General features: G+C 61.4%; 16 protein-coding genes. 5 read left to right on the top strand and 11 right to left on the bottom strand.

Annotated features, from left to right (window positions below; genetic code table 11):
- Positions 1-3: 3 nt before the first annotated feature.
- Positions 4-3,300, bottom strand: coding sequence for a TonB-dependent receptor (locus EM6_RS11460; RefSeq protein ID WP_126423148.1), 3,297 nt, complete (start codon positions 3,298-3,300; stop codon positions 4-6).
- Between the two features lie 514 nt (positions 3,301-3,814).
- Between EM6_RS11460 and EM6_RS11455 the strand changes: the two genes are divergently transcribed.
- Entirely contained in the window at positions 3,815-4,819 is a 1,005-nt protein-coding gene (locus EM6_RS11455; protein ID WP_126423146.1) for a cupin-like domain-containing protein, read from the top strand.
- Positions 4,820-4,876: 57 nt separating this feature from the next.
- Here EM6_RS11455 and EM6_RS11450 read toward each other — a convergent pair whose 3' ends face one another.
- A complete protein-coding gene (locus EM6_RS11450; protein ID WP_013480837.1) occupies positions 4,877-5,302 on the bottom strand; it encodes a MucR family transcriptional regulator in 426 nt (141 codons plus the stop codon).
- A 229-nt stretch (positions 5,303-5,531) separates the two neighbouring features.
- Positions 5,532-6,641 (bottom strand): phosphatidylinositol-specific phospholipase C1-like protein, encoded by a 1,110-nt coding sequence (locus EM6_RS11445; RefSeq protein WP_126423144.1) that lies wholly within the window; start codon positions 6,639-6,641, stop codon positions 5,532-5,534.
- 206 nt (positions 6,642-6,847) lie between these two features.
- Here EM6_RS11445 and EM6_RS11440 point away from each other — a divergent pair, with 206 nt between their 5' ends.
- Positions 6,848-9,631 (top strand): TonB-dependent receptor, encoded by a 2,784-nt coding sequence (locus EM6_RS11440; RefSeq protein WP_126423142.1) that lies wholly within the window; start codon positions 6,848-6,850, stop codon positions 9,629-9,631.
- 64 nt (positions 9,632-9,695) lie between these two features.
- Here the strand turns inward: EM6_RS11440 and EM6_RS11435 are convergent, their stop codons facing one another.
- The 8 genes from EM6_RS11435 to EM6_RS11400 form a co-directional block, all read right to left on the bottom strand.
- Entirely contained in the window at positions 9,696-11,669 is a 1,974-nt protein-coding gene (locus EM6_RS11435; RefSeq protein WP_126423140.1) for a putative bifunctional diguanylate cyclase/phosphodiesterase, read from the bottom strand.
- A gap of 88 nt (positions 11,670-11,757) precedes the next feature.
- Positions 11,758-11,958, bottom strand: coding sequence for an HIG1 domain-containing protein (locus tag EM6_RS11430; protein WP_126423138.1), 201 nt, complete (start codon positions 11,956-11,958; stop codon positions 11,758-11,760).
- A gap of 69 nt (positions 11,959-12,027) precedes the next feature.
- The gene (locus EM6_RS11425) at positions 12,028-12,576 is read right to left on the bottom strand and encodes a fasciclin domain-containing protein (protein ID WP_126423136.1); all 549 of its coding nucleotides are present in this window, start codon (positions 12,574-12,576) and stop codon (positions 12,028-12,030) included.
- Positions 12,577-12,684: 108 nt separating this feature from the next.
- The gene (locus EM6_RS11420; RefSeq protein WP_126423135.1) at positions 12,685-13,131 is read right to left on the bottom strand and encodes a thiol-disulfide oxidoreductase DCC family protein; all 447 of its coding nucleotides are present in this window, start codon (positions 13,129-13,131) and stop codon (positions 12,685-12,687) included.
- A 36-nt stretch (positions 13,132-13,167) separates the two neighbouring features.
- The gene (locus EM6_RS11415) at positions 13,168-14,538 is read right to left on the bottom strand and encodes a phosphoesterase (protein WP_126423133.1); all 1,371 of its coding nucleotides are present in this window, start codon (positions 14,536-14,538) and stop codon (positions 13,168-13,170) included.
- A 192-nt stretch (positions 14,539-14,730) separates the two neighbouring features.
- Complete coding sequence (locus tag EM6_RS11410) at positions 14,731-15,390, bottom strand: GntR family transcriptional regulator (protein WP_126423131.1); 660 nt, start codon at positions 15,388-15,390, stop codon at positions 14,731-14,733.
- 222 nt (positions 15,391-15,612) lie between these two features.
- The gene (locus EM6_RS11405) at positions 15,613-16,632 is read right to left on the bottom strand and encodes a 4-hydroxyproline epimerase (protein WP_126424129.1); all 1,020 of its coding nucleotides are present in this window, start codon (positions 16,630-16,632) and stop codon (positions 15,613-15,615) included.
- A 136-nt stretch (positions 16,633-16,768) separates the two neighbouring features.
- Positions 16,769-17,683 (bottom strand): dihydrodipicolinate synthase family protein, encoded by a 915-nt coding sequence (locus EM6_RS11400; RefSeq protein ID WP_126423129.1) that lies wholly within the window; start codon positions 17,681-17,683, stop codon positions 16,769-16,771.
- Positions 17,684-17,760: 77 nt separating this feature from the next.
- Between EM6_RS11400 and EM6_RS11395 the strand changes: the two genes are divergently transcribed.
- The 3 genes from EM6_RS11395 (at position 17,761) to EM6_RS11385 (ending at position 23,440) form a co-directional block, all read left to right on the top strand.
- Positions 17,761-18,990 carry an NAD(P)/FAD-dependent oxidoreductase gene (locus tag EM6_RS11395; RefSeq protein WP_126423127.1) on the top strand — a complete coding sequence of 410 codons (1,230 nt, stop codon included), beginning with the start codon at positions 17,761-17,763 and terminating at the stop codon, positions 18,988-18,990.
- A gap of 11 nt (positions 18,991-19,001) precedes the next feature.
- Positions 19,002-20,183: a M24 family metallopeptidase gene (locus EM6_RS11390; protein ID WP_269471952.1), complete on the top strand. Its 1,182-nt coding sequence runs from the start codon at positions 19,002-19,004 to the stop codon at positions 20,181-20,183.
- A gap of 80 nt (positions 20,184-20,263) precedes the next feature.
- Positions 20,264-23,440, top strand: coding sequence for a glycoside hydrolase family 2 TIM barrel-domain containing protein (locus tag EM6_RS11385; RefSeq protein ID WP_126423123.1), 3,177 nt, complete (start codon positions 20,264-20,266; stop codon positions 23,438-23,440).
- Positions 23,441-23,617: the final 177 nt, after the last annotated feature.

Below are 23,617 nucleotides of genomic sequence, written 5' to 3'. Positions count from 1 at the left end.
CGATTAGAACTTCAGGCGAACCTGAGCCTGAATGCGGCGATCGTTCTGGAACCAGGCGTTCGGCAGCAGCAGGCGCGTATCGTTCGGGCTCGAATTGGTCGGGCCGTCAACCTGTTGCAGAAGAACGGTTTCGGTGTTGAGCAGGTTGGTGCCTTCGATCGACATTTCCACGTGATCGTTGAAGCGGTAGGCCAGGCGGGCATCAAGGAAGCCCGCCGACTTTTGCCAGATCGGCAGAGCGATACAGCAATCCTGCGAGGTCACGAGATACGACGAACGCCAGTTGTAGGCCAGACGCGCCGACCATGCACCCTTTTCGTACATACCCACCAGGTTGAACGTCTTGTCAGACAGACCTTCCAGCGGCAGATCGGTGAAGGAGTTGGCCGCCACCGACGTACCGCCACCGGTTTGACCGGAGGTGCCGTCACCCGAGTTCACAACCACGTTCGACGACTTGATGCCCTTGTTGTTGAGCATGGTGTAGTTGAAGTCGATGCCGAGGCCGTTCCACGGGGAGGGCAGGTTGTCGAAGAAGCGCTTATAGGCCAGTTCCCAACCCTTGATGGCCCCACCGTCACCATTGACCGGACCACGCATACGCACCGAGCGGGTCACGCCCTGATTGGTGAAGTCGCGGAAGTAGGTGCCGTAGGTGATGTAGTCGTGGAACTGCTTATAGAACAGCGAGAAGGTGAACGACCCGGTCGAGGAGAAGTAGTTTTCGAACGACAGGTCGAACTGATCCGCCGTCACCGGCTTCAGGTAGGGGTTCTGGGCATCACCGGTATAGGTCATGACGACCGACTGGATCTGACCGGCGGAGTTACACACAAAGCCCTTGCCGCAGACGCGATCCGCTTCATTGGGCAGAGACGCATTCACGGACGTATAGGCTTTCAGGTTACCGATATCCGGACGCGACATGGCGCGCGAAGCGGCCACACGCAGATACCAGGCATCATCCAGCGTAATGCGCGCGTTGAAGCTGGGCAGCCAGTTCTTATGCGTGATGCTGTAGACACTGCGGGTATTGTTGACCGTCATGAAGTTACGATCAGCCTGCGTCACGTAGTATGACGCATTGATAACCGTGACATCACCCAGCGGCGTTTTCTGTACAGAGGTCGGCTCAGTCGCGTAGGCAATCTGGTTGCCGAAATTGATACCACCCGTGCTTTCGTTCTTCGTCTCGACGTAGCGGACCCCGATATTACCCGTCACAGGGAACTTACCAAACAGCATCGCGTCGTCGCCCCCGAACTTCAACTGAAGATAGGCGGCGTTGGTGATTTCGGACACTTCGGCAATTTCGGACGGACGGAAGCACCCGTCCACCCGGCCCGAACGACGGCAGACCGGAACCCAGACGTTCGACACGTTGCCATCCGGATCATACTTCGGATTCGGGATGGTTTTCGTCGGGTCGTTCGGATCCGGAATGGTCTGGGGTTCAAGCGCGGCAGTGGTCCGAGGCTTATAGCTCGCACGGCCAAACATATTCGCCAGACCTTCCTGGTCCCTCAGGAGGTCCATGTTCAGGTAGACGGCGGTATTGGCGTTGGTCAGACCGCCGCCATAGAAATCTTCGTCGAAGGAACGAACACCATAGGCCGAAGCGCTGGGGAACTTGGAGCCTGTGATGAAGTAGTTGTCAGCGGTATAGTTGGACCACGTGTTCACAACGTTAGCCCAGTTGTAGGTAGACCAGCGCACGGTCTGTTCACGTTCGGCATGGCGTACGCCGAACTTAAGCATATTCAGCCAAGGCGAGTCGAAGCTGTAGGCGGCGTCCGCACGTACGGCAAACTCATTGCCATCCGAATCCGTGACGTGATCCATCAGATCGTTCAGGCGGTAGTTTTGCGGGTTGGCAACGTCGCCGGGCATCGTCACGAAGCTGGTCGGCTTTGCCAGCGTGAAGGTCGGGTGTTCGCCCGTCATATCCCAGGTGACGTCTGCAAAGGTCGAAAGCGTCCCGGCGATGTCATAATTGGTCTGAATGGCATCGACATACTGAACGTCGAAGCTGGTGAACAGCTTGTCGCTGACCTGCCATTTCAGGTTAAACGAGGCGTCCCTTGTGTCGTTGACGCTGTCGCTGAAGCGGGTCGAGGTGGCGTAAGACGTGCCCCGTTGGGAACCGCCGCAGCTTTCCCAAGAATAACAGACCAGGTTACCGGTCGGCGAGTTTGCACCGGGATGGGCGCCGATATTGCCATACCAAACATCAGACGAGGCTAAGAGCGTACCTTTTTGCAGGAAACCATTGGAATCGAAGGTACAGGTGGTGCCCGTCTTGCATTGGGTTTCATTCGCACCCGTGGCAAAGTACTCAATATCCTTGGCCCACATGTCGGTGCCGGTCGAAGCGGTCGAGACGTACTCTTCCCACTTTTCCTGCTTCTTCGACTGGTTGTACTGGAAGGTGGCGGTCATATTGCCGTCATTGCTCTTCCATTGAGCGGCAAAAGCTACGCCGTCGCGGATACGGTTATAGATATTGTCGCGCAGCGAAATGGCGGTCGGGTAGTAACGTTTGGCGGTCGTGCCCCAGGTAGCGGCGTTCGAGTGGATCGCCATACGACCCAGTTGCACGCCTTCCGAGTTGGTGAAGACTTCCGAGTGAGCGGCGTTGATCATCACGCCGAATTCACCCAGCTCCGTGTCCCAACGGTCGGCATAGATGCCCGACACCGAAGCGGCGCCCTTACCGACGAGATCGCCATAGGTATATTCAGCGGTCGCGGCCAGCACGCGGCCCTTCTGGTCGAACGGCAGACGGGTACGCAGATTGACCGTACCGGCGATACCGCCTTCGATCAGCTCAGCCGTCTGGTTCTTATAGACGTCCACGCCGCCCATCAGTTCCGGCGACACGTCCGACCAGGACAGGCCGCGGTTGGAGTCGGCGGTGAAGATGTCGCGGCCGTTGAATTCCGAACGCACCTGTTGCAGGCCGCGGACGACGACGCCCGACGGTTCGGCCGAGAAGTGCGCGGTGTCGCCGGTGGCGGCGAAGCGGTTGACCGTGATGCCGGCTACGCGCTGAAGCGCTTCGGCGACCGACTTGTCCGGGAAAGCCCCGATGTCATTGGCCGTGATCGAATCGACGACCGTGTCGGCATTCTTCTTGATCTGCTGGGCGCTCTGCAAGGCTTTGCGCGCGCCAACGACGACGACTTCCTGCGGCTCGCCTTCCTTGGGCGCGGTCTGCGCCTGTGCCGCGCCGGCCATAGCCACGCCGGCGGAAATCAGAAGCGCCATAGCCGAAACGCCGTGCTTCAACTTAACTGTCATGTGTTCAAGTCCTCCCTGACCGCTCTTCATCTCAAAAAAAGATTTCGGGGAGGCAAACAGCATGAAGGCGTCATTGCGCCTTATGCCCCCCACTCTGGTGAGCTTCCCGAAACCTGTATCCACTTTTTTATTGCCCGCCAGTCACACGACCAGACGGGATTACACCACAGGCCTATGCCTGACAGCGCTGACAATTACAGAATTATATCAACTCTGCGTTTTTGAAAACGCATTAAGCCAATTTGATTTCAAAATTATTTGCTAGCGCTACCATGAAAATCCGGCATCAACCGAATCTCATATAAAAAAGCCATAAATTACATTTACTTAACCTTCAATATCGTTGATATTTTTTTAAAGCGGAGCACTGCATGTGTGCTTTTTGTGCCGCATTTCATCTTTTCAGTTTCGTTTTGAAATGCGCATTTTGACCGATAAAAAGCCGCACGGCCTTGACTTACGGGGATAGCGCGGTCGAATCTCCCCACCCTTACATGGGTATGCAGGAGGCCGGATGAGCCGCGACGTGGAGGCACTGAAAGCCGCGGATGAAGCTGAGATACGGTTGCGTATCCGCCGGGCGACCGTGCCGTTTGTGGTGCGTGGTCTGGTGGCGCAATGGCCGGCGGTTCAGCGGGCCCGCGAAGGCGTGTCGTCGCTGGCGGCCTATCTGCAAGGCCTCGACAACGGCCGCCCCGCCGGGGTGCTGACGGCCAGTGCGCACCTGAAAGGGCGGTTCGGCTACACACCCGATCTTGAGGCCCTGAACTTCAGTCACGCGCAGCAGACCCTCTCCGAAGTCATGGCGACGCTCGTGCGTCTGAGCGGCCATCCGATGCCGCCGGGCCTCTATCTGCAATCGGCGCCGGCCCGCGACCATGCGCCTGAGTTCGCCGTGCAAAACCCGATGCCCTTGCTGCCGCCAGAGATCGGGCCGCGCCTGTGGATCGGCAACGCAACACGGGCGGCCCTGCACAACGATCACGACCTCAACCTGGCCTGTCTGGTGGCCGGGAGACGGCATTTCCTGCTGTTCCCGCCGGAGCAGGTGGGTAATCTGTACATCGGGCCTCTGGGTTACACGCCCTCCGGACGGCCGATCAGCATAGCCGACCTCGATACGCCGGATTTCGAAACCTTCCCGCGCCTGCGTGAGGCCTTTGAACACGCGCAGAGCGTGACGCTGGAACCGGGGGATGTTCTATTTATCCCGCGCTATTGGTGGCATCAGGTCACGGCCGAAGGGCCGGTGGGCGTGCTGGCCAATTTCTGGTGGGGCGGCTATGCGAATCCGCTGGAGGACCCGGCGGTGGTGTTCAATCAGGCGCTGGGGATTATGGCCGGGCTGAGCGAGGCTGATCGGGCCTATTGGCGCGAAATGTTCCGGCTGCACATTGCCGACCCACGCCCGGCGCATTTTGAGCATCTGCCCCCTGACGTGCGACAGATGACCGAGGCGGAGCGTCGCGCGCTGGTCGTCAGTGTCGAGCAGGCCGTGCGCGGCTATATATGTAAGTAGCCATAAAAAAACGGCAGGCCTGCGGGCCTGCCGTTTTTTTGTTCTTATACTGACGTCTTACGCCTTGCGCGGCTTGCGGGCGGCCTGACGACCACCGGTGCCGAGGCCCATCTGCTTGGCAAGGTTGGAGCGCGCCGCCGCATAGTTGGGGGCGACCATCGGATAATCCTTCGGCAGGTTCCACTTGGCGCGGTATTCTTCGGGGCTCATATTGTACTTGGTGCGCAGGTGACGCTTCAGCGACTTGAACTTGCGACCGTCTTCCAGACAAATGATGTAGTCGTCCGAGATCGACTTTTTGATCGACACGGCAGGGGTCTTGGCTTCTTCGACCTTTGCTTCCGGTTCACCGGTCAGACCGCCCAGCGCCTTGTGCACCGAGTGAATCAGAGCGGGCAATTCAGATGCGGGCACCGAATTATTACCGACATAGGCGGTGACAATATCGACAACCAGATCGGTCAGCTTGTTTTGTTCTTCCATAACCAAGAATCCTTGTTACCTTTCCTTCCCCAAAACAGCAGTTTGCCCGCGAAGTCAACTGAGCTGACATAAAAAATTGAAATAAATGCCGATATGGCGAAGTTTCCAGTGCGTCAAACCCCGGATAATTGTGTTCACAATAGTATAGAGAAACAGACATTACTGCGCCGCAGTGTCTATCCTTGCGTGTAGCCGAAGCGAAGTTGACTTAAGGGAAGGCGCAGAAGCCTCAACGCCGCGGTGCCTGTCCCCGCAGCGGATTGGCACGGGCCGCGACGCCGTCCGGCAGGCGGACCTGATAGGGGCTCCATTCGGGGCGCGGGGTGGGATAGTCGGTGGAAATATACTGCGCGCCCGACGCCAGCGCCTTTGTGAAACGGCTGAGATCGTTGCGGCGCGCTTCGGTGGTCGAATCGTCAGCACGGGTGCGCACCACAAAGCCCGCCTTCACCGCCGCCTGAATGCGCTCAAACTGTTTCACCGGGTCGTTGAGGGTGAAGTAGGCGGCGTGATCGGCCGCTTCGGACACCGAATTGACGAAGACGGGCAGGCCCTCCAGCGAGGCGTGGCCGCGCATATAGACGGCGACCTTTGCCGGACCTTCATCCAGCGCGAAGAAGACCTTGCCGCGCGCCGCCTTGAGTGTCGGCCAGCCGCCAGCCATCGCCCCCTCACGTAGCGTTTTGTGCCCACCGCGCACCTGATCCGGCGTGATCAGGCGCTCCGGCCCGAAGACCGAGCGGATTTCAGCGTCCAGCGCCTCAAAGGCCTGAGCGTCATAAGCGAGTGGCGTCACGCCGCCGTCGAGGCTGGGGGCGCCATCCTTGGCGTTCATCATGATCAGCAGGGGGACGTGATCGGGGTGGGCGTCGGACCAGTCGCGGATCTGCCTCAGGCACTGGACGAAGGTGTGGCAATGGCTGCGCACATCGGCATCGGGCATGTGCAATACCTTGAAGCCGGGCTTATCCATATCCGTGGCGTCATAGGGTTCGCCGCTGAGCTGCGGCAGGCGCGGATGGGCATAGCGCCCGCCGTCCGGATCGTAGAGGAAGTCGATTTCAAGCTGACGCATCCCCAGATCGAGCTGCGTTGCCAGAGGTAGGTGGCCGTAGTCGAGCGCCTTCGCCCCCTGAGCGTTGCGCGCGGCGATCAGGGCCAGTTCCTTCGGCGGAATGGCGATCTTGTAGCTGTTGTGCGTGCCCACCGCCTGAAGGTCGTTCATATGCAGACCGGCGGTGGCCTTCGGTTCCAGCGACGACTCTGCCGCGAGGACGGGCAGGGCGGTCATGGCCGCGACAAGTGCTGCAACAGGCCACAGGTTGGGGCGACGGGTCATGGGTTCACCTTCTCGGTTGTCAAAAGCCTCTGTAGCGCCCGTACCACGCCCGCATGACAAAATGACGAGAAAACACAAGCGAACGGCGTTAGGTGGGGGGTGTCATAAAACCGTATTTTTAGTGACAATACGCTTTCACAAATAAAACATACCTGCGCCTCAATCCGCCGCGTCCTCCCCCCTGCGGTGGCTATGGGAGCTATTTCATGTCTGTTTCGCAAAAGACGCTGTTGGCGGGGGTCGCCTGCGGCGTTCTCAGCCTGTCGCTTATCCACGCCGCGCCGGCCCTGGCGCAAAGCCCGACCTTGAAGCCAACCGAAGACGCCGCCAAGGCCTCGCCCGCCGATGAGACCGAAGAGGTCGTCGTGCGCGGCTTCCGCAAGTCGCTGGGTCAGGCCCGCGCCCTGAAGCGCAATTCGGATATCGTCTCCGACGTCATCGTCGCCGAGGATATGGCCAAATTCCCCGATCTGAACCTCGCGGAATCGCTGCAACGCCTGCCGGGCGTCGCCATCAACCGCGAAGGCGGCGAAGGCCGTCGCGTGTCCCTGCGGGGTCTGGGGCCGGACTTCACCCGCGTGCAACTGAATGGCATGGAAGTGCTCGGCAATGTCGATTCGCCGATGGATTCGCGCGGTCAGACCTCGCGCGATCGTGCCTTCGACTTCAACCTGTTCGCCTCTGACCTGTTTAACAAGGTCGATGTGAAGAAATCCTTCTCGGCCGAGCAGGACGAAGGCGGCATGGCCGGGACGGTCGGCCTCTACACGGCCAAGCCGTTCGACTACAAGCCGGGCCTGAAGGGTGCCTTCTCGCTGCAAGGCGGCACCAATTCCAACACCGAAGACTTCCAGAAGCGCGGCGCGGCCATGCTGTCGTACAATCACGACGGCAAGTTCGGCGCGCTGATCTCGGTCGCCTATGGTGAGCGTCAGACGCAGGAACAGGGCTACAACACCTATGGCGCGGGCAACCAGAGGGCGCTGGCTGCCAATGTCAGCAAGCTGAGCGCCGCTGATCAGGCGCTGGCCACCGCCGGCCTGCTGGTCTTCCAACGCGGTAACCGTCTGTCGGTGTGGGGTTCGGATCAGACGCGCCTTGGCATCACCACGGCCCTGCAATGGCGTCCGCTGGAAAACCTGACCCTGACGCTGGATGCGCTGCACGGGGAGTTCACCAACAAGCGTGACGAACTGCACCTCGCCACGCGCGCCAGCGTCGGTTCGACCGTCCTCGGCACGGCCATGACCCATTCGGGCATCCCGGCTTCGGCGCAGAAGGCCCCCAGCCTGAATTCGATCCAGTACGATCAGTACTACAGCGTCCTTTATGCCGACGTCGATAACACGGTCTTCGCCACCGAAACCCGCCGTCAGAAGGCTGAAAACACATTTGACCAAATGGTGCTCACCGCCGACTGGCAGGTGTCGGACACGCTGAATATCAACGGTCATGTGGGCAAAGAAAAGTCCACCTACGACCTGCCCTATTCGGACAAGTTCTATATGGAAGCCTTTGGCGGCCTGATTACCGACTACACGCAGGACCCGTATTACGGCCGCAATACCTATAAGTGGGACACGACCGATCCGAACAACTACCGCGCCCACGAAATCGACTTTTTCAGCAGCTATCAGACGACCGAGCTGGAAAATGCCGAAATCAACGCTGCCTATGCCTACAGCGACAACCTGACCTTCAAGGCCGGTCTGTCCTATCGCAGCTTCGCCAATTCGGGCCGTCAGTATACCAATGACGACCTGCTGAAGGGCGAGTGGGAAAACGGCACCTGGGGTACGCGCCCGGATGACAAGGTGAACAGCTACTACAAGCTGTTCACCGGCCACAAGGACCAGTCGTGGGTGATTGCCGACTTTGACAAGGCGCTCAACTATTACGGTGTGACGCGCACGGTAAACTGGGTGCGTAATGCCGACTACAGTGTCACCGAGGACACCAATGCCGCCTATGCTCAGGTCGATTTCAAGGGCACGCTGGGGGGCCGTCCTGTACGCGGCAATGTCGGTCTGCGCGGCTATGAGACTGAACTGACCTCCGAAGGTTTTATGAGCGTCAACGGCACGACGAAGCCGGTGACGACGTCGAAGACCTATTCGGGCACCCTGCCGGCGTTCAATCTGGTGGTTGAAGCGTCCGACAATGTGCAGGTGCGTCTGGCGGCGTCGCAGAACCTCAACCGTCCGTCGCTGACGGCCTATGCCATGAACGGCACGGTCAGCAACGACACGACGACTAACACCATCACCGTCTCGACCGGTAACCCCAACCTCGAACCCTATACGTCTGACGAATATGATCTGGGCGTCGAATGGTACTTCGGTCGCGTCGGCATGGTCACCGGCGGCGTCTTCCATAAGGACATCGACAATCTGGTCGTATCCAAGAAGGTCACCAATGTCTCCTACGCCTCGACCGGCCTGCCCGAAGGACTGAGCGCCGGGGTGACGGCCAACAGCACGGTCAACGAATACACCCGTCCGATCAACCTCAATAATGTCAAGCTGACGGGCTTTGAGCTGAGTGGTCAGACGGATTTCGTTTTCCTGCCCGCGCCGTTCAACAATCTGGGCATGGTCGCCAACGTCACCTTTATCGACACCACGACGATCAATTCGGTGCAGGGCGTCGATGTGAAGGGGCCGTTGTGGGGCGTGTCGGACGTCAACCACAACCTGACCATCTATTATGAAACCGCCAAATGGGGGGCACGTATCTCCGAAAACTTCCGCTCGGACTATCCGATCGACGGCGGTGGCTTTGCCTCGACCACCTATGTGGACGCGGCCGCCTTCTGGCAGGTGACGCCCAGCCTGCGCCTGACGCTGGACGGTATCAACCTGACCGACGAGAAGGAAATCCAGTACAACAGCTTCTGGCCGGGCGGTAACGCCGCGCGCGGGGCCAAGCGTCTGTGGAACACCACGACGTCGGGCCGCACCGTGTTTGTCGGCCTGAACTGGCAGTTCTGATCCGGCTTTCGGGTCTGAATGAAAAAACCCCGGAGCGAAGGCTCCGGGGTTTTTTGTGCCGTTTTCACGCCGCCGTTTCGCTGAGCGTATCCGCCCCCAGAATGTTGCCCAGGCGCTGCGGACGCCCCAGCAGATATCCCTGAAGCTGATCCACGCCCAGCGTGCGCAACAGGTCGCGCTGTTCATCGCTTTCCACCCCTTCGGCGACGATGGTCAGGCCAAAGGCGCGGGCGATCAGTATGGTGCTTTCGATGATCACGCGGCTCTGACCACTCAGGTCGGCGACGAAGGACTGATCGATCTTGATGCCGCTGACATTGAGGTGACGCAGACGCGACAGCGACGAATAGCCCGTGCCGAAATCGTCGATATGGATGTGCACGCCCAGCGCCTTGAGGTGTTTGATGGTGTGGCTGACCTGCTCGATATGGCCGTCATCAAAGACGCTTTCGGTCACTTCGATTTCCAGACAGGCCGGTGAAAGGCCCGTACGCGACAGGATCGACACCAGATGCAGGGCAAAGGTATCGAGCGTCAGTTGCTTGACCGAGACATTGACCGCCACCTTGGCTGCGATCCCCTGACGGCGCCACTGGACGGCATCGGCGCAGGCGCGTTCCAGCACCCAGTTGCCCAGTGCCACGATACGGTCGGTATCTTCGGCCAGACGGATGAACTCGTCCGGGCGGATGGTCCCCAGCTCCGGATGGTCCCAGCGGCACAGGGCCTCATAGGACAAAAGCGCGCCGGTGCGGGCGCAGATGATCGGCTGATAGGCAACATACAAGGCGTCGCTGCCGATGGCCTCACTGAGGGCGCGGCTGAGGTTGAAGCGGCGGCGCAGGCTTTCGGCAAAGGTTTCGTCAAAGGCCAGTGTCCGACCGCGGCCGCTGCGCTTGACCTCGGTGGCGGCCAGATCGGCGGCGTGGACGATGTCCGAAAAAGTCTTGTCGTGATCGGGATGGCAGGCCCAGCCAATACTGACGCCCAGCTTGAGATCGGTGCCTTCGATGTTCAGCGGGATATCGACGGCGCGCGATACGCCCTCGGAGACCGCATCGACCAGCGCATTGACGTCGCCGGTGACCGGGCAGGCCAGAACGAACTCATCGCCGCCCCAGCGGGCTAGTTTGGCCTGCGGTGGGGCCACGGACTCGATCTGCTGGGCAATGGCCGTCAGCACCTTGTCCCCCGCTTCGTGGCTCAGGGCGTCATTGACCTGCTTGAAGCGGTCGAGATCGAGGAAGAAGACGACGGTGCGGGTGTGTGGCTCGGCCTCGATCCGCTTCTGGTGCCAGTCGAACAGGCCGTAGCGGTTGAACAGGCCGGTCAGCTTATCGGTATGGGCCAGCCGCGCCAGCCGTTCGGTGCGTTCGCTGACCTTGGCCTCCAGCACCTGATTGACCTCGCTGAGCTGTTTGATCAGGCTGAGATTGCGGTCTTCGAGGGTGAGATTGCGCACCAGCAGACGATGATTGCCACGCAGCGTGACCAGCATGACGCCTAAAAAGATCAGGCCCAGAAGGCCCAGGGTGCGATGCGTGTCGTCGTGGGTCAGGAGGGTCAGGGAGGCGGGTAGCAGCAGCAGACCGATATAGACACTGCCGGCGCGCGCAAAACTTGAGGTAACGCCCGTGGCCCCGCCCGCCAGCGCCGACAGGATGATCAGGACGGCGTACTGCGCTTCGACAGACGCGATTTCAGGGTGTTTGGCAAACAGATAGACGGCCAGAGCCGACCACAGGCTGCCGGAGACGAGCAGGCCCGCCGCATAGCTGGCCTTCCAGAACTGATAATCGCTTTTGCGCCGCCAGTTGCGCTTGTCCTGATGAAAACGCGCCCATGAGCCGCCGCGGATCAGGATGACCGTCACATGCATCACCACCCAGCCGGACAACAGCGGATGGTTGGCTATGTCGAGCAGGAAGCTGGTGCCGATTACGCAGGCCAGATTGACCAGCAGCATCGGCCCAAGCGTGCGATAGGCCTGACGCAGCAGGTGCGGGTGATATGGAACAGGATGAAACAGGGTCGGCATAGGCAATCGGAAAGTAATTTACTTTGCCCATTGATAACATTGTCATGTTAACGAACCGAGAAGATACCAGTACCTCTTCCGTTAAAACCTACGACCCGGCCTTGATCGCCATGCTGAGGATCAGGATGCCGATGGCGACGATCTGGGTACGCACGCGCCATTCCATCGCCTTGTTGAGCTTGGCGCCCGCTTCCTTGCCGTTCTGGGCAAAGGCGAACATGCCCATGATAAAGGTCGCCAGAACGACCAGCAGCGACAGGCCGATAGCGATATTGACGATGATATCCATAGCGTGACCTTTCTGGGCGGGCGGTAAAAGAGGCCCGGAAGGGGGCCGGGCCTCTTTGCACACAAACCTTTATTTCGGCAGAACGACCTTGTCGATGACGTGGATGACGCCGTTCTTCTGATACAGGTCGGTGGTGGTGACGGTGGCGACGCCGCCCGATTCATCGGTCAGCAGCACCTTGCCGCCCGACAGCGAGGCGACCAGCGTATCGCCGCTGACGGTGGTGATGGTGTACTTGCCATTATGGGCATTGATGGCGGCGATCAGGTCGGCGGCCTTCACCTTACCGGCGACGACGTGATAGGTCAGGACCTTGGTCAGCTTGGCCTTGTTTTCCGGCTTCAGCAGCGTCGGCACCGTGCCGTGCGGCAGGGCGTCGAAGGCGGCATTGGTCGGGGCAAACACGGTGAAAGGACCGGGACCGGACAGGGTGCCGATCAGATCGGCGGCTTTCACGGCAGCGACCAACGTGCTGAAGTTCGGGTTACCGGCGGCGGTTTCAACGATGGTGGTGGTGGGTTTCTTGGCATAATCTCCAGCCACAGCAGCGGCCGGCAGGGTCAGGCTGGTGGCCAGCAGGGCGATGGTCAGTTTATGCAAAAGATTGCGCTTAATCATGGGTTTAGTCTCCGTCTGTTGGGGGATGCCGAACGTGGCGATAAACTCGAACTCAGAAGCGCTTCTGGCTATCTATACGGCGGGTGGCGACGTTTAGATTAGACAGCGCTACGGCTGACGCATGGGTTTGGCCCCCAAAGCGCGGGCGAGGCGCGACAGGGCGGGACGCACGGGTAGGAAGGCGCGATAGGCGCGCTCAAGACACCACGCCACACCGGGCAGGGAGGCCAGACGCGCCAGCCAACGCCAGCCGGGCACCTGCGACCAGATGGCGATGAAGGCCTGTGCCCCGGACAGCAGCGTGCCATCGGGCTGACGCACGTGGAGGCGTTTCAGCGCCGCCTCGCGCGGCAGATCGGGCTCAGGCGTCACCGCGTGGTCGGCCACATCGACAAAGCGCAGGGCCTCGCCCGCGCGCGCCGAATAGTAGCGGATTTCGGTGGAACAAAGAGCGCAGGACCCGTCGAAATAGACGGTCAGGCCCTCACGGCAGACCGTGCCGCAGGCGGCGATTTCAGGAGCGGGTGTGTCGGATTCGTCGGATGTCTGTGTCATGCGCCTTTTACGCACGAGACGGCTGTTTAGACGGGTTTACCGCACCTGGATATAGACCGGGCTGCCATAGACCCACAGGTCCGGCCAGGGGTCTTCGCCCAGCGGGTCGGGCAGGGGCTCGGCCTCATCGGTCGCCGTGCCGCGCAGGCGCAGATAGGCGTCTGTGGTGGCGGTAAATGACCAGTTGAAGGTGATGATCTCCCCGTCGCGCGTCCAGTCGGCAGGGGTAAAGGTCTTCGCCACGCGGGTTGTGGGGTTGCGCTCGGCCACCTGTCGCATCACCTCGCCCATGATCAGGTCCACGCGCTTCAATTCCGGGCGGTCGCCGTGGGCGTTCGGCCCGGCGGGGTCGCGCAGACGCACCGACACCTGCACCGTCTCACCCTTTTTGACCGTGGCCGTGTCGCCCAGATGGGCACCCGCGACGTCCATATCCAGTTCGCTGACCAGATCGCCGGTGGCCACAAAGACGCGGCCCTTGCGCAGGCCGTCGAGAATGTCCGCCGGGTCCTTGCGCGCCTTGACCCAGGTCTTGGCGTACTGACCGGGCCAGAAGTCTTCGCCGCCGTCGGCGACATTGCGATGCGAGTCCGAGGTGGCGGTGACCACGAAGTGGCGACCTTCGCCCAGCAGCGCATCCCACACGCCGCCAAGGCGCGCCGTCATGGCATCAAACCCGCCATAGGTCGGCGACTGCTCGTAATAGCCGCGCTTGCGCAGGGTGTCGGGTGTCGCCCCGCTCTTGAGGCTGGCGCCCTGATGGCCCGGCGCGCCTTCCATGCCGACGGCTACGTCGGGCGCAGTGTCTATCCAGTTGCGCAGGGATTGCGGCGTATGGCGGCCATAGCCGTCCGGTGATTTCGCGCCGCGCGACGGGTGATTGGCGATGACGAGTGGTTGGGGGTTCAGGCCCTGCATCTCGCTCAGCGCCGCGATCATGCGCGTCGGGTCGTCGCGGGCCGGGTCTTTCGTTTCATGGGCCGCATAGGTGCTTTCGAGATGGCGCAGCGTCTCGGCCTCGCGCGGGTCGATGGCCATGATCAGGCTCGAATGGTCGCCGCCCGGCGTATCGAGTTCCATGCCGAAGAACTGGATCAGGTCCGGCACCGCCTGACGCGCCCGTAAAAACTCCGGATAGGCCTGTTCGTAGCGCAGTTTCGACAGGCCTTCGCCGCCGTGGTCGATCAGCACGACCCAGCTCAGACCGTACTGGCGGGCGTGGCGAGCATTGTCGGGCAGGGTGTAGATGCCGTCCTTGCCCAGCACATAGGTGCCGTCTTCGGTGCGCTTGCCGGAAAAGCGGCTGTGCACGTGGTGATCCCCGGCCAGCCAGGTGCGCGCCTCTTCGGCGTGGACGTGGCCGGTGAGAGCCACCAGTGCAGTGAAGGCAAGACAGGACAGACGCATGAAAAAAGCTCCCGGAAACGGGAGCTTTTTACCGTTCGAGTGTGACGGTTTTGCTGCGCTGGTGTTTCATACCAACGGCCGAAGATGCTGACCGCCTCCGGCCGTTGAAAACTCGAGACTGTCTCATCTGTGTTGGAGACATGAGACAGTCTCGAAAGGCATACCCAGAGTCATTTTCAATGACCCTGGGTATCAGGCGCGCTTGTCGTTCTCGAATTCCTTGCGCAGGTCGTAAAGCGTTTCGGCGATGTGCGCGTGCATCAGCTCGGACGCCTCTTCGCCCTTGCCGCGCATCCACAGGTCCAGAAGCGTGGAGTGTTCCTGATGCGCGCGGTCGTCGCGGCCGGCGGGTTCCAGATGTTTGGACACGTAGCGTTCGGCGATGATGTTCAGCCGCTCGATGATCTGCAGGGTGACCTGACGGCCCAGCGGGCGCACCAGCGACAGGTGGAAGGCACGGTTGAGCTTGCCCACCTCGCTCTTGTTGTCCTCGGCGGCGGCGCGGTCCAGCGCGTCCAGCGCGTCGCGCGCGGCCTTGTGATCGGCGGGCGTCGCCAAGGCGGCGGCGCGCGCCACGGCTTCCGGCTCGATCTTCAGGCGCAGGGCATAGACCTCTTCGGCCTCAGAGGCGGTCATCGGGCGGACAAAGAAGCCGCGATTGGCCTGAGAGGTGAGGAGGCCTTCCTGCTCCAGCCGCACCAGCGCCTCACGCAGAGGAATCTTGCTGACCCCCAGCTCCGCCGCCAGAGCGTCCTGACGGATGGCGACCTCGACGGGCAGGGAGCCGGAAATGATCCGATCCCGGACGAGGGTAAAGATCTGTTCAGAGAGGGTTTGGACGACCAGCGCCATGCGAAACTCTTGTTTGGATTTATATGGTATACGCTTTTTGTAACACTGTGGTGCTAACGCTAACAAGTCAATAACTGTAACCTGATTCTGCGAAAATCTGATAACGACAGCCAAAGAGGCTGACGCCTCCAGCCATTGAATCGCACACCCTTTGTCACAAACGCTCGCAGCGGACAACGGCTGTGCGTCGCCCGCTGCGTTTCTTTTGGCGCTGAAGCCGCGTTATACGACCTGAAAACCGTCCCAGAACTGATCTTCGCGATCGATCCAGATGGTATTGAACCCGGTCGACATCGCCGAGCCTTCGATGGACGGGATGATGGCCGGCTGACCGTTGAGATCGACCTCTTTCGTCACCACACCGGTAAAGCGGCTACAGATATAGCTTTGGTGGATGAAGGGTTCGCCTACCGTCAGGCGGCCCGTGGCGTGCAGGTGCGCCAGCCGCGCCGAGGTGCCGGTGCCGCAGGGTGAGCGGTCGATGGCGCGTTCGCCATAAAAGACGGCGTTGCGGCCGTGGGCAGGATTGGCTTCGCCTTCGGCGTTTTTGGGCGCATCGGCCCACAGGACGTGGCTGACCCCGCGAATGGTCGGGTCGAGCGGATGCACAGGCTCATAGACTTCGCGCACCAGGGTGCGGATGGTGCGGCTCAACTCGATAATTCGCGCGGCCCCCAGAGCGTCGAGGCCGGTATAGGGGCCGTCCTTGGTGGGCTCGATAATGGCGTAGTAGTTACCGCCGTAAGAGACATCAAGCGTTACCGGTCCGAAGTCCGGCACGTCTATTTCAATGCCGGTCCTGGCCAGATAGGCCGGGACATTGGTGATCTTAACCGCCGTCACCTTGGGGCCGTCGGTTTTATAGTCGATGTCGATAAGCCCGGCGGGCACTTCGAGCTTCAGCTTACCCGGTGTGCGCGGCGTGATCAGGCCGTTTTCCAGCGCGAAGGTCACCATGCCGATAGTGCCGTGGCCGCACATGGGCAGGCAGCCGGAGGTTTCGATAAACAGGATACCGGCGTCGGTGTCCTCGCGCGTCGGCGGATAGAGGAAACCGCCCGACATCATATCGTGACCGCGCGGCTCATAGCACAGGCCGGTACGGATCCAGTCGAAGCGGTTCAGGAAGTCCTGCCGACGCTCGGACATGTTCGATCCGCGCAACAGCGGTGCACCGCCCGCCACCAGACGCACCGGATTACCGGCGGTGTGACCATCAATGCAGAAGAAGGTGTGACGCATAGGGGGCCTCATAAAAAAGTCTCCCGATAAATCGGGATACTTTTTCATGGAAATCAATAAGGACGCGCCTTAGCTCTGGTTGGCCCTTCGCTTTGGCGCGGATTTTTATATCTCCCCACTTTGCGGGGTACGGAGCTTACGCCGCCTTGTTGATGCTCAGCGACGGGCGCGAGGCGGCGGCGTCTTCGACCATTTTGATGATCTGGGCGCGGCGCTCCCCGATCAGCGGCATACGCGGCATACGTACGCGCTCAGAGCCGCGGCCCATGACCTGCTCGGCCAGCTTGATCGACTGCACCAGATCGTGCTCGGCATCGAGGTGCAGCAGCGGCAGGAACCAGCGATAGATTTCGAGCGCGGTCTTGGTGTCGCCCGCTTCCAGCGCCTTGACCAGCATGACGGATTCGTGCGGGAAGGCCGAGGTCAGGCCCGACACCCAGCCCTGCGCGCCCAGCAGCAGGCCTTCATAGGCCACGTCGTCGAGACCGGCGAAGATCGAATAGCGGCTGCCAAAGGCGTTATAGACGTCGGTGAAGCGGCGCGTATCGGCGGCGGATTCCTTGATCGCCACGATGTTCTTCACCGGACGCAGCGCTTCGAGCGCATCATTGCCGATATTGACGCGGTAGGCGGTCGGGTTGTTGTAGAGCATGATCGGCAGGGCGGTGGCATTGGCCACCTGCGTGAAGTGCTCAACCAGCTCATTCGTCTTCGGCACATAGACCATGGCCGGCAGCAGCATCAGGCCATTGGCACCGATGGTTTCGGCATCGCGCGCAAAAGCGACGGCGCGCGGCGTGGTCAGTTCGGAAGTGCCGACGACGACCGGCACGCGACCATTGACGACTTCGACAATGGCGGACAGCAGCATCCGCTTTTCGTCAGGCTCCAGCGAATTGTTCTCACCGCAGGTGCCGAGCGCGATGATGCCGGTCACGCCGTCCTTGATCAGATCGTCGATTACGCGCTGGCTTTCGGGCACGTCAATGGATAGGTCTTCTTTGAATTGAGTGGTGACCGCCGGGAATACGCCGCGCCAATCGACTTTCATAGTTTACTCCAACTGCTTGCGTAAGAATATATACCGTATACAATATGCAATGATGCGGCGCAAGAAGGAACGTGCATTTGTCTAAGGTTATCGTTGTCGGGGGCGGAATCGTCGGTCTGTCCATCGCCCTGGAACTCCAGAAACGCCACGGCGATGTGATTTTGCTGGACCCGGACTCCCCCCGGAAAGGCGCATCATACGGCAATGCGGGCCATATTGCTATCGAACAGGTGGAGCCGCTGGCCTCATGGGACCTGATTCGCAGCGCGTGGCGGCGCTGGTTTGCGCGCGGCGGGGCCTTATCCTTTCCGCCGTCAGGGATTTCGGCGTGGCTGCCCTTCGGGTTGCGACTGATGGCCGCCGCCGAACCGGCGCGCTTTGCGCACGGCAAGACGGCCTTGTCTGGCCTGATGCGCGAGGCCATGCCCGCCTGGCGGCGGCTGGTGCAGTCGCTGGGAGCGCCCGACCTGATCCGCGAAGACGGCCACTACGTCGTCTGGGAGAGCGAGGCCTCGGCAAAGGCCGGTCTGGCGGCGTGGCGCGATACGGATACCGGAACCGCGCGGTTTCATGTCCTGACGCCGGACGAGCGGGCGGCGGTATCGGCCCTGACGCCGCGGCCTCTGTCTGGCGGTATCCGTTTTGAGAATACGGGTCAGGTCGCCGACACTGCGCGTCTGCTGGCGCAGATGGAGGCGGCCTATCTGGCGGCAGGTGGGCAGGTGGTACGGCAAAGGGCGGTGGGGCTGAGCCTGCGCGACGGCCATGCGCAGGTCGAATGCGATGACGGCCTGATGCGGGCGGCGGAGTCGGTGATCATCTGCGCCGGGGCGCGCTCAAAGCCTTTGATGCAGGGGATCGGCCACGTCGTGCCGCTGATCGCCGAGCGCGGTTACCATATCCAGAGCGCGCCGCACGGCTGGCCCGCAGGGATGCCGCCCGTGGTGTTCGAGGACCGTTCGATGATCGTGACGGGCTTTGAGGGCGGCTTGCGCGCCGCCAGCTTTGTCGAACTGAACCAGCCCGATGCGCCGCCGGACGCGCGCAAATGGCAGAGGCTGCGGCAGCACGTCAGCGAGCTGGGCCTGCCGATGGACGCAGAGGTGGCGCAATGGATGGGCATACGCCCGACCCTGCCGGACTATCTGCCGGCCATCGGGCGCAGCGACAAGGCGCAGAATCTCTACTATGCCTTCGGGCATCAGCATCTGGGCCTTACCTTGGGACCTGTCACCGGCGAGATCGTCGCCGACATGGTCGAAAGGGGCACCGGCCCGCAGGCCTTTGATATCAAGCGTTTCGCATAAGAGGTATGTCTATGAGCATTGGCGGTTCCACCATCGAGGCCGAACTGGCGAAGCTGAGCCCGCCGCCGGCCGCGGCGGCCATCGGCGACTATGAATATCAGGCGCGTCTGGACAAGGCGCGGCGGTTGACGCGCGATCTGGGGGCGAAGGCGCTGCTGGTCGGGGCCGGGGCGTCTTTGCGCTATTTCGCCGGGGTGCCGTGGGGCGCGTCGGAGCGTCTGGTGGCCATGCTGCTGCCGGTCGAAGGCGAGCCACTGATCATCTGCCCCTATTTCGAGCGCGGGTCGCTGGAGGCCGATCTGAAGATCCCGGCAGAGCTGCGCCTGTGGCAGGAAGACGAGAGCCCGCACGCCCTGATCCACGCCGCCATGCAGGACCTGGGCGGCGGTGTGCTGGCCGTCGATCCGGCGATCAGCTTCGAAATGGTCAGCCGCCTGATGCGCGAAACCGGCCTTGAGGTGCGCGAGGCCTCGGCGGTGGTCAATGGCTGCCGCATGTACAAGTCCGAGGCCGAACTGGCCCTGATGCAGCAGGCCAAGTCGATGACCGAAACCGTGCACCGGGCCACGGCACGCATCCTGAAAGAGGGCATCACCACCACCGAGGTGATCAACTTTATCGAAGCCGCACACCGTAAGATGGGGGCGGCGGGCAACAGCTTCGTCATCGTGCAGTTCGGCCACGCCACCGCCTATCCGCACGGCCTGCCGGGCGTGCAGACCTTGCGGGAAAACGACCTCGTTCTGATCGATACGGGCTGCTACGTGCAGGGCTATACGTCCGACATCACCCGCACCTATGTCTATGGTCAGGCGACGGCGGAACAGCAGCGCATCTGGGACATCGAAAAGGAAGCGCAGGCCGCCGCCTTTGCCGCTGTCGAGGTGGGCAAGCCGTGCGAGAGCGTCGATTACGCGGCGCGCGCCATTCTGGAAAAGCACGGGCTGGGGCCGGACTATCAGTTACCCGGCACGCCGCACCGCACAGGCCACGGCATTGGCCTGAGCATCCACGAACCGGCCTATCTGGTGCGTGGCGACCAGACGCCGCTGGCGCCGGGCATGTGCTTTTCCAACGAGCCGATGATCGTGGTGCCGGAACGCTTCGGTATCCGTCTGGAAGACCATATGTACGTCACGGAATCCGGCGCGAAATGGTTTACCGAACCGCAACCGGCCATCGACCGGTTGTGAGGCGGTAAAGCCAAAGCAAGGCATTGCCATATTGTATACTGTATAATAATCTGACCGAAAGCTACGAATAAGGGCAGATCATGGTCAGCAAGGTGGGGGCGCGCCGCGTCCTGTTCGCGGTATCGGTTTCGTGTCTGGCGCTGCTGGCGGCGGCCGGCGGGCAGGCTCAGACGGCGGCGGAGCTTAAGGCCATAGCCGATGCCCCGCCGCCTGATGTCACCGGTCGTGCCGAGTGGGAACAGCCGGAAGTCATGGCGGTCAATCGCCTGCCCATGAAGTCGACCTTCTTCAACTATGAGAGCGTGGAAAAGGCCGTGGCCGGTCAGATGGCGGCTTCGGCCAACTATCTGTCGCTCGACGGCACCTGGAAATTCGCCCTGTCCAAGACGCCAGAAACTCGCCCGGTGGACTTCTACAAGCCCGACTTCGATGTCTCCGGCTGGGGCACGGTGCAGGTGCCCGGCATCCTTCAGGCGCAGGGCTATGGCGTGCCGCTGTTCAGCGGGGCCGGCTATCCGTTCGGGGCCAATCAGCCCTATGTGCGCCACGAGGTGAACGAGGTCGGCGCCTATCGCCGTGATTTTGAGTTGCCGAACTGGAGCGGCAAGGACGTCTTCCTGCATATCGGTGCGGCGGGTGCGGCCTATTATATCTGGGTCAACGGGCAGAAGGTCGGCTATTCGGAAGACTCCAAACTGCCGTCGGAATTCGACCTGACGCCCTATGTCCGGGCGGGTAAGAACACCATCAGTATCGAGCTATATCGCTACGCTGATGGCTCCTACCTTGAGGATCAGGACTTCTGGCGCCTGTCGGGCATCGAGCGCTCGGTCTATCTCTATGCCGAACCCAAAACGCGGCTGGGCGACTATACGGTTACGGCCCTGCTGGACAAGACCTATACGGACGGCGTCTTCGCGCTGGAGGCCGAACTGAAGGGCGTCAAGGGGTCGGGGACGATCACCGCCACCCTGTATGACGGCAAGGCTGTGATGCTGACGACCAAGGGGCGCGCTACTACGGACAAGCCGGCGCACCTGTCGGGCACGATCAAAAACGTCAGGCCATGGTCGGCGGAGACTCCGAACCTCTATCGCATGGTCATCGAATACCGCGACGCCAAGGGCGCTCTGGTCTCGGCCACGTCGAAAAAGATCGGCTTCCGCACCATCGAAATCCGCAATGGCGAGGTGCAGGTCAATGGCAAGCGCGTCATGATCAAGGGCGTCAACCGCCACGAGCACGACCCCTATACCTTCCGCGTGGTGTCGCCCGAAACGACGCGCAGGGACATGGAACTGATGAAGCAGGCGCACGTCAATGCGCTGCGCCTGTCGCACTATCCCAACGATCCGCACGTCTATGATCTGGCCGACGAATACGGCCTCTATGTGATGGATGAGGCCAATATCGAGAGCCATACCTATATGGCCATGATCCGCGACATCGATCAGCGCTACAAGGTGCAACTGGGCTATAAGCCGCACTGGTACGCGGCGCACCTCGACCGCGTGTCGCGCATGGTCGAACGCGACAAGAATGTCACCTCGGTCGTCTTCTGGTCGCTGGGCAACGAAGCGGGCATCGGGCCGGCCTTTGAGCGCGCCGCCACCTGGGTGCGGGCGCACGACAAGACGCGCCTGCTCAACTTTCTGGGCTATGGCACGATCGGCGAGGAGCACCGCCCCAATGCCTATGTCGATATCTACGCCCCCATGTACGACAGCCCGGTCAAGATGGCTGACTATGCGCAGGACAACCGCTACAGCCAGCCGATGATCCAGTGCGAATACGCCCACGCCATGGGCAACAGTCTGGGCAATCTGGAAGACTATTGGGAGACGATCCGCGCCTATAAGAAGCTGCAAGGCGGCTTTATCTGGGACTGGGTCGATCAGGCGGTGATCCGCAAGGACGACAAGGGCAGGCCATACTGGGCGCAGGGCTTCGACTTCCCCAAGGGTGAGTGGGAAGACGACTCGACCATCGGCGACGGCGTGGTGCAGGCCGACCGCACGCCGGACCCGGAATATTACGAGCTTCAGAAGGTCTATTCGCCGGTGGTGTTCGAAGGCGATCCCAAAACGGGGACGCTGACGGTCGTCAACCGCAACGACCTGATCGACCTGTCGGGCTATGCCCTTGGCTGGAAACTCGAAAAGGACGGGGTGACGGTAAAGACCGGCACCTTAACGGGCGTCAATGCCCCGGCGGCAGGCCGCGCGACGGTGCCGCTTGATCTCGGTGCCGTCAGCTATGACCCGGCAGCCGAATATGTGCTGACCGTCTCGGCCGTGGCCGCTGATGACCGTATGCCGGGCGTGCCGAAAGGCAGTTCGATGGGCTGGACGCAGTTTGTCCTTCAGACAGCGCGCCCGGCGGCCCTGACCGCCAGCGGGCCGGTGAAAGTCACCCGGACGGCGGCGGCGGTCGAACTGAGCGCCGGGCCGTCGCGCCTGACGCTCGATGCCAAGACCGGCCTGCTGACCGCCTATGCCGTCAACGGGCAGGTGCTGCTGAGCGGCGGTACGCCCTATTTCTGGCGCGGGCCGACCGATAACGATATCGGCACGGGCGTGGTGACCAGTCACGCCATCTGGAAGACCCTTAGCGAGAAACGCACGCTGGAAACGCTGGAGGTGTCTGAGGCAGGAGACGTCAGGGTCGGCTGGCGCGTCGGGGCGGGATCGGTGCGCTTTACGACCACCTGGCACCTCTATGGCGATGGCACGCTGGACGTGAAGGCCGACTATGTGCCGCTGCGTGACGACCTGCCCGATCCGTTGCGCGTCGGTCTGAAGTTTGCGACCAACCCCGCTCTGACCGATCTTCAGTGGTACGGGCGCGGGCCGCAGGAATCCTATGCCGATCGCAAGACCGGGGCGGCCATCGGCCTCTATCAGGGCAAGGTGGCCGATCAGTACCACAACTACACCCGGCCGCAGGAGTCGGGCAACAAGACCGATGTGCGCTGGATGGCTCTGACCACGGCGACGGGGCAGGGGGTGCGCGTCACCGGGCATCAGCCATTGTCGGCCAATGCCCTGGCCTTCCCGGTTGAGGACCTCTATCAGCAGCCGGTGGGGCAGCGCCACTCGTCAGACATCGCGCCGCATGGCGACGGCACGCTGATGATCGACGCGCTTCAGACGGGTGTGGGCGGCGATACAGGGTGGAATACGGTCGGGCGTCCGCACGTCAAATACCGCATCCCCAATGCGCCGCTGAGCTATGGCTTCACGCTCAGCCCGCGATAGAGCGATATGTCGAAAAGTGTGAGCGGTTTTCGACAAAAATATCGCGACAAAACAAAAATTTAGATCGGGATGATGTTTCCATTTAGAACATTATGATTTCTGGTGGAAACATAATGATCTAGATTTTTGTTTAGCCCCTCGCCGGGCGGTGGCTTCGCCACCTTGGCCGCCGCCTCA

Origin of the sequence: Asticcacaulis excentricus (genome assembly GCF_003966695.1) — a bacterium.
GTDB classification, from domain to species: Bacteria; Pseudomonadota; Alphaproteobacteria; order Caulobacterales; family Caulobacteraceae; genus Asticcacaulis; species Asticcacaulis excentricus_A.
This window is presented reverse-complemented; position numbering and strand designations above follow the sequence as displayed.

Excerpts from the sequence above, each read along its gene's own strand:
- EM6_RS11460 (WP_126423148.1), bottom strand. The coding sequence starts at position 3,300 with ATGACAGTTAAGTTGAAGCACGGCGTTTCGGCTATGGCGCTTCTGATT.
- EM6_RS11425 (WP_126423136.1), bottom strand. The coding sequence starts at position 12,576 with ATGATTAAGCGCAATCTTTTGCATAAACTGACCATCGCCCTGCTGGCC.
- EM6_RS11445 (WP_126423144.1), bottom strand. The coding sequence starts at position 6,641 with ATGACCCGTCGCCCCAACCTGTGGCCTGTTGCAGCACTTGTCGCGGCC.
- EM6_RS11440 (WP_126423142.1), top strand. The coding sequence starts at position 6,848 with ATGTCTGTTTCGCAAAAGACGCTGTTGGCGGGGGTCGCCTGCGGCGTT.
- EM6_RS11410 (WP_126423131.1), bottom strand. The coding sequence starts at position 15,390 with ATGGCGCTGGTCGTCCAAACCCTCTCTGAACAGATCTTTACCCTCGTC.
- EM6_RS11430 (WP_126423138.1), bottom strand. The coding sequence starts at position 11,958 with ATGGATATCATCGTCAATATCGCTATCGGCCTGTCGCTGCTGGTCGTT.
- EM6_RS11390 (WP_269471952.1), top strand. The coding sequence starts at position 19,002 with ATGAGCATTGGCGGTTCCACCATCGAGGCCGAACTGGCGAAGCTGAGC.
- EM6_RS11385 (WP_126423123.1), top strand. The coding sequence starts at position 20,264 with ATGGTCAGCAAGGTGGGGGCGCGCCGCGTCCTGTTCGCGGTATCGGTT.
- EM6_RS11405 (WP_126424129.1), bottom strand. The coding sequence starts at position 16,632 with ATGCGTCACACCTTCTTCTGCATTGATGGTCACACCGCCGGTAATCCG.
- EM6_RS11450 (WP_013480837.1), bottom strand. The coding sequence starts at position 5,302 with ATGGAAGAACAAAACAAGCTGACCGATCTGGTTGTCGATATTGTCACC.
- EM6_RS11455 (WP_126423146.1), top strand. The coding sequence starts at position 3,815 with ATGAGCCGCGACGTGGAGGCACTGAAAGCCGCGGATGAAGCTGAGATA.
- EM6_RS11400 (WP_126423129.1), bottom strand. The coding sequence starts at position 17,683 with ATGAAAGTCGATTGGCGCGGCGTATTCCCGGCGGTCACCACTCAATTC.
- EM6_RS11435 (WP_126423140.1), bottom strand. The coding sequence starts at position 11,669 with ATGCCGACCCTGTTTCATCCTGTTCCATATCACCCGCACCTGCTGCGT.
- EM6_RS11415 (WP_126423133.1), bottom strand. The coding sequence starts at position 14,538 with ATGCGTCTGTCCTGTCTTGCCTTCACTGCACTGGTGGCTCTCACCGGC.
- EM6_RS11420 (WP_126423135.1), bottom strand. The coding sequence starts at position 13,131 with ATGACACAGACATCCGACGAATCCGACACACCCGCTCCTGAAATCGCC.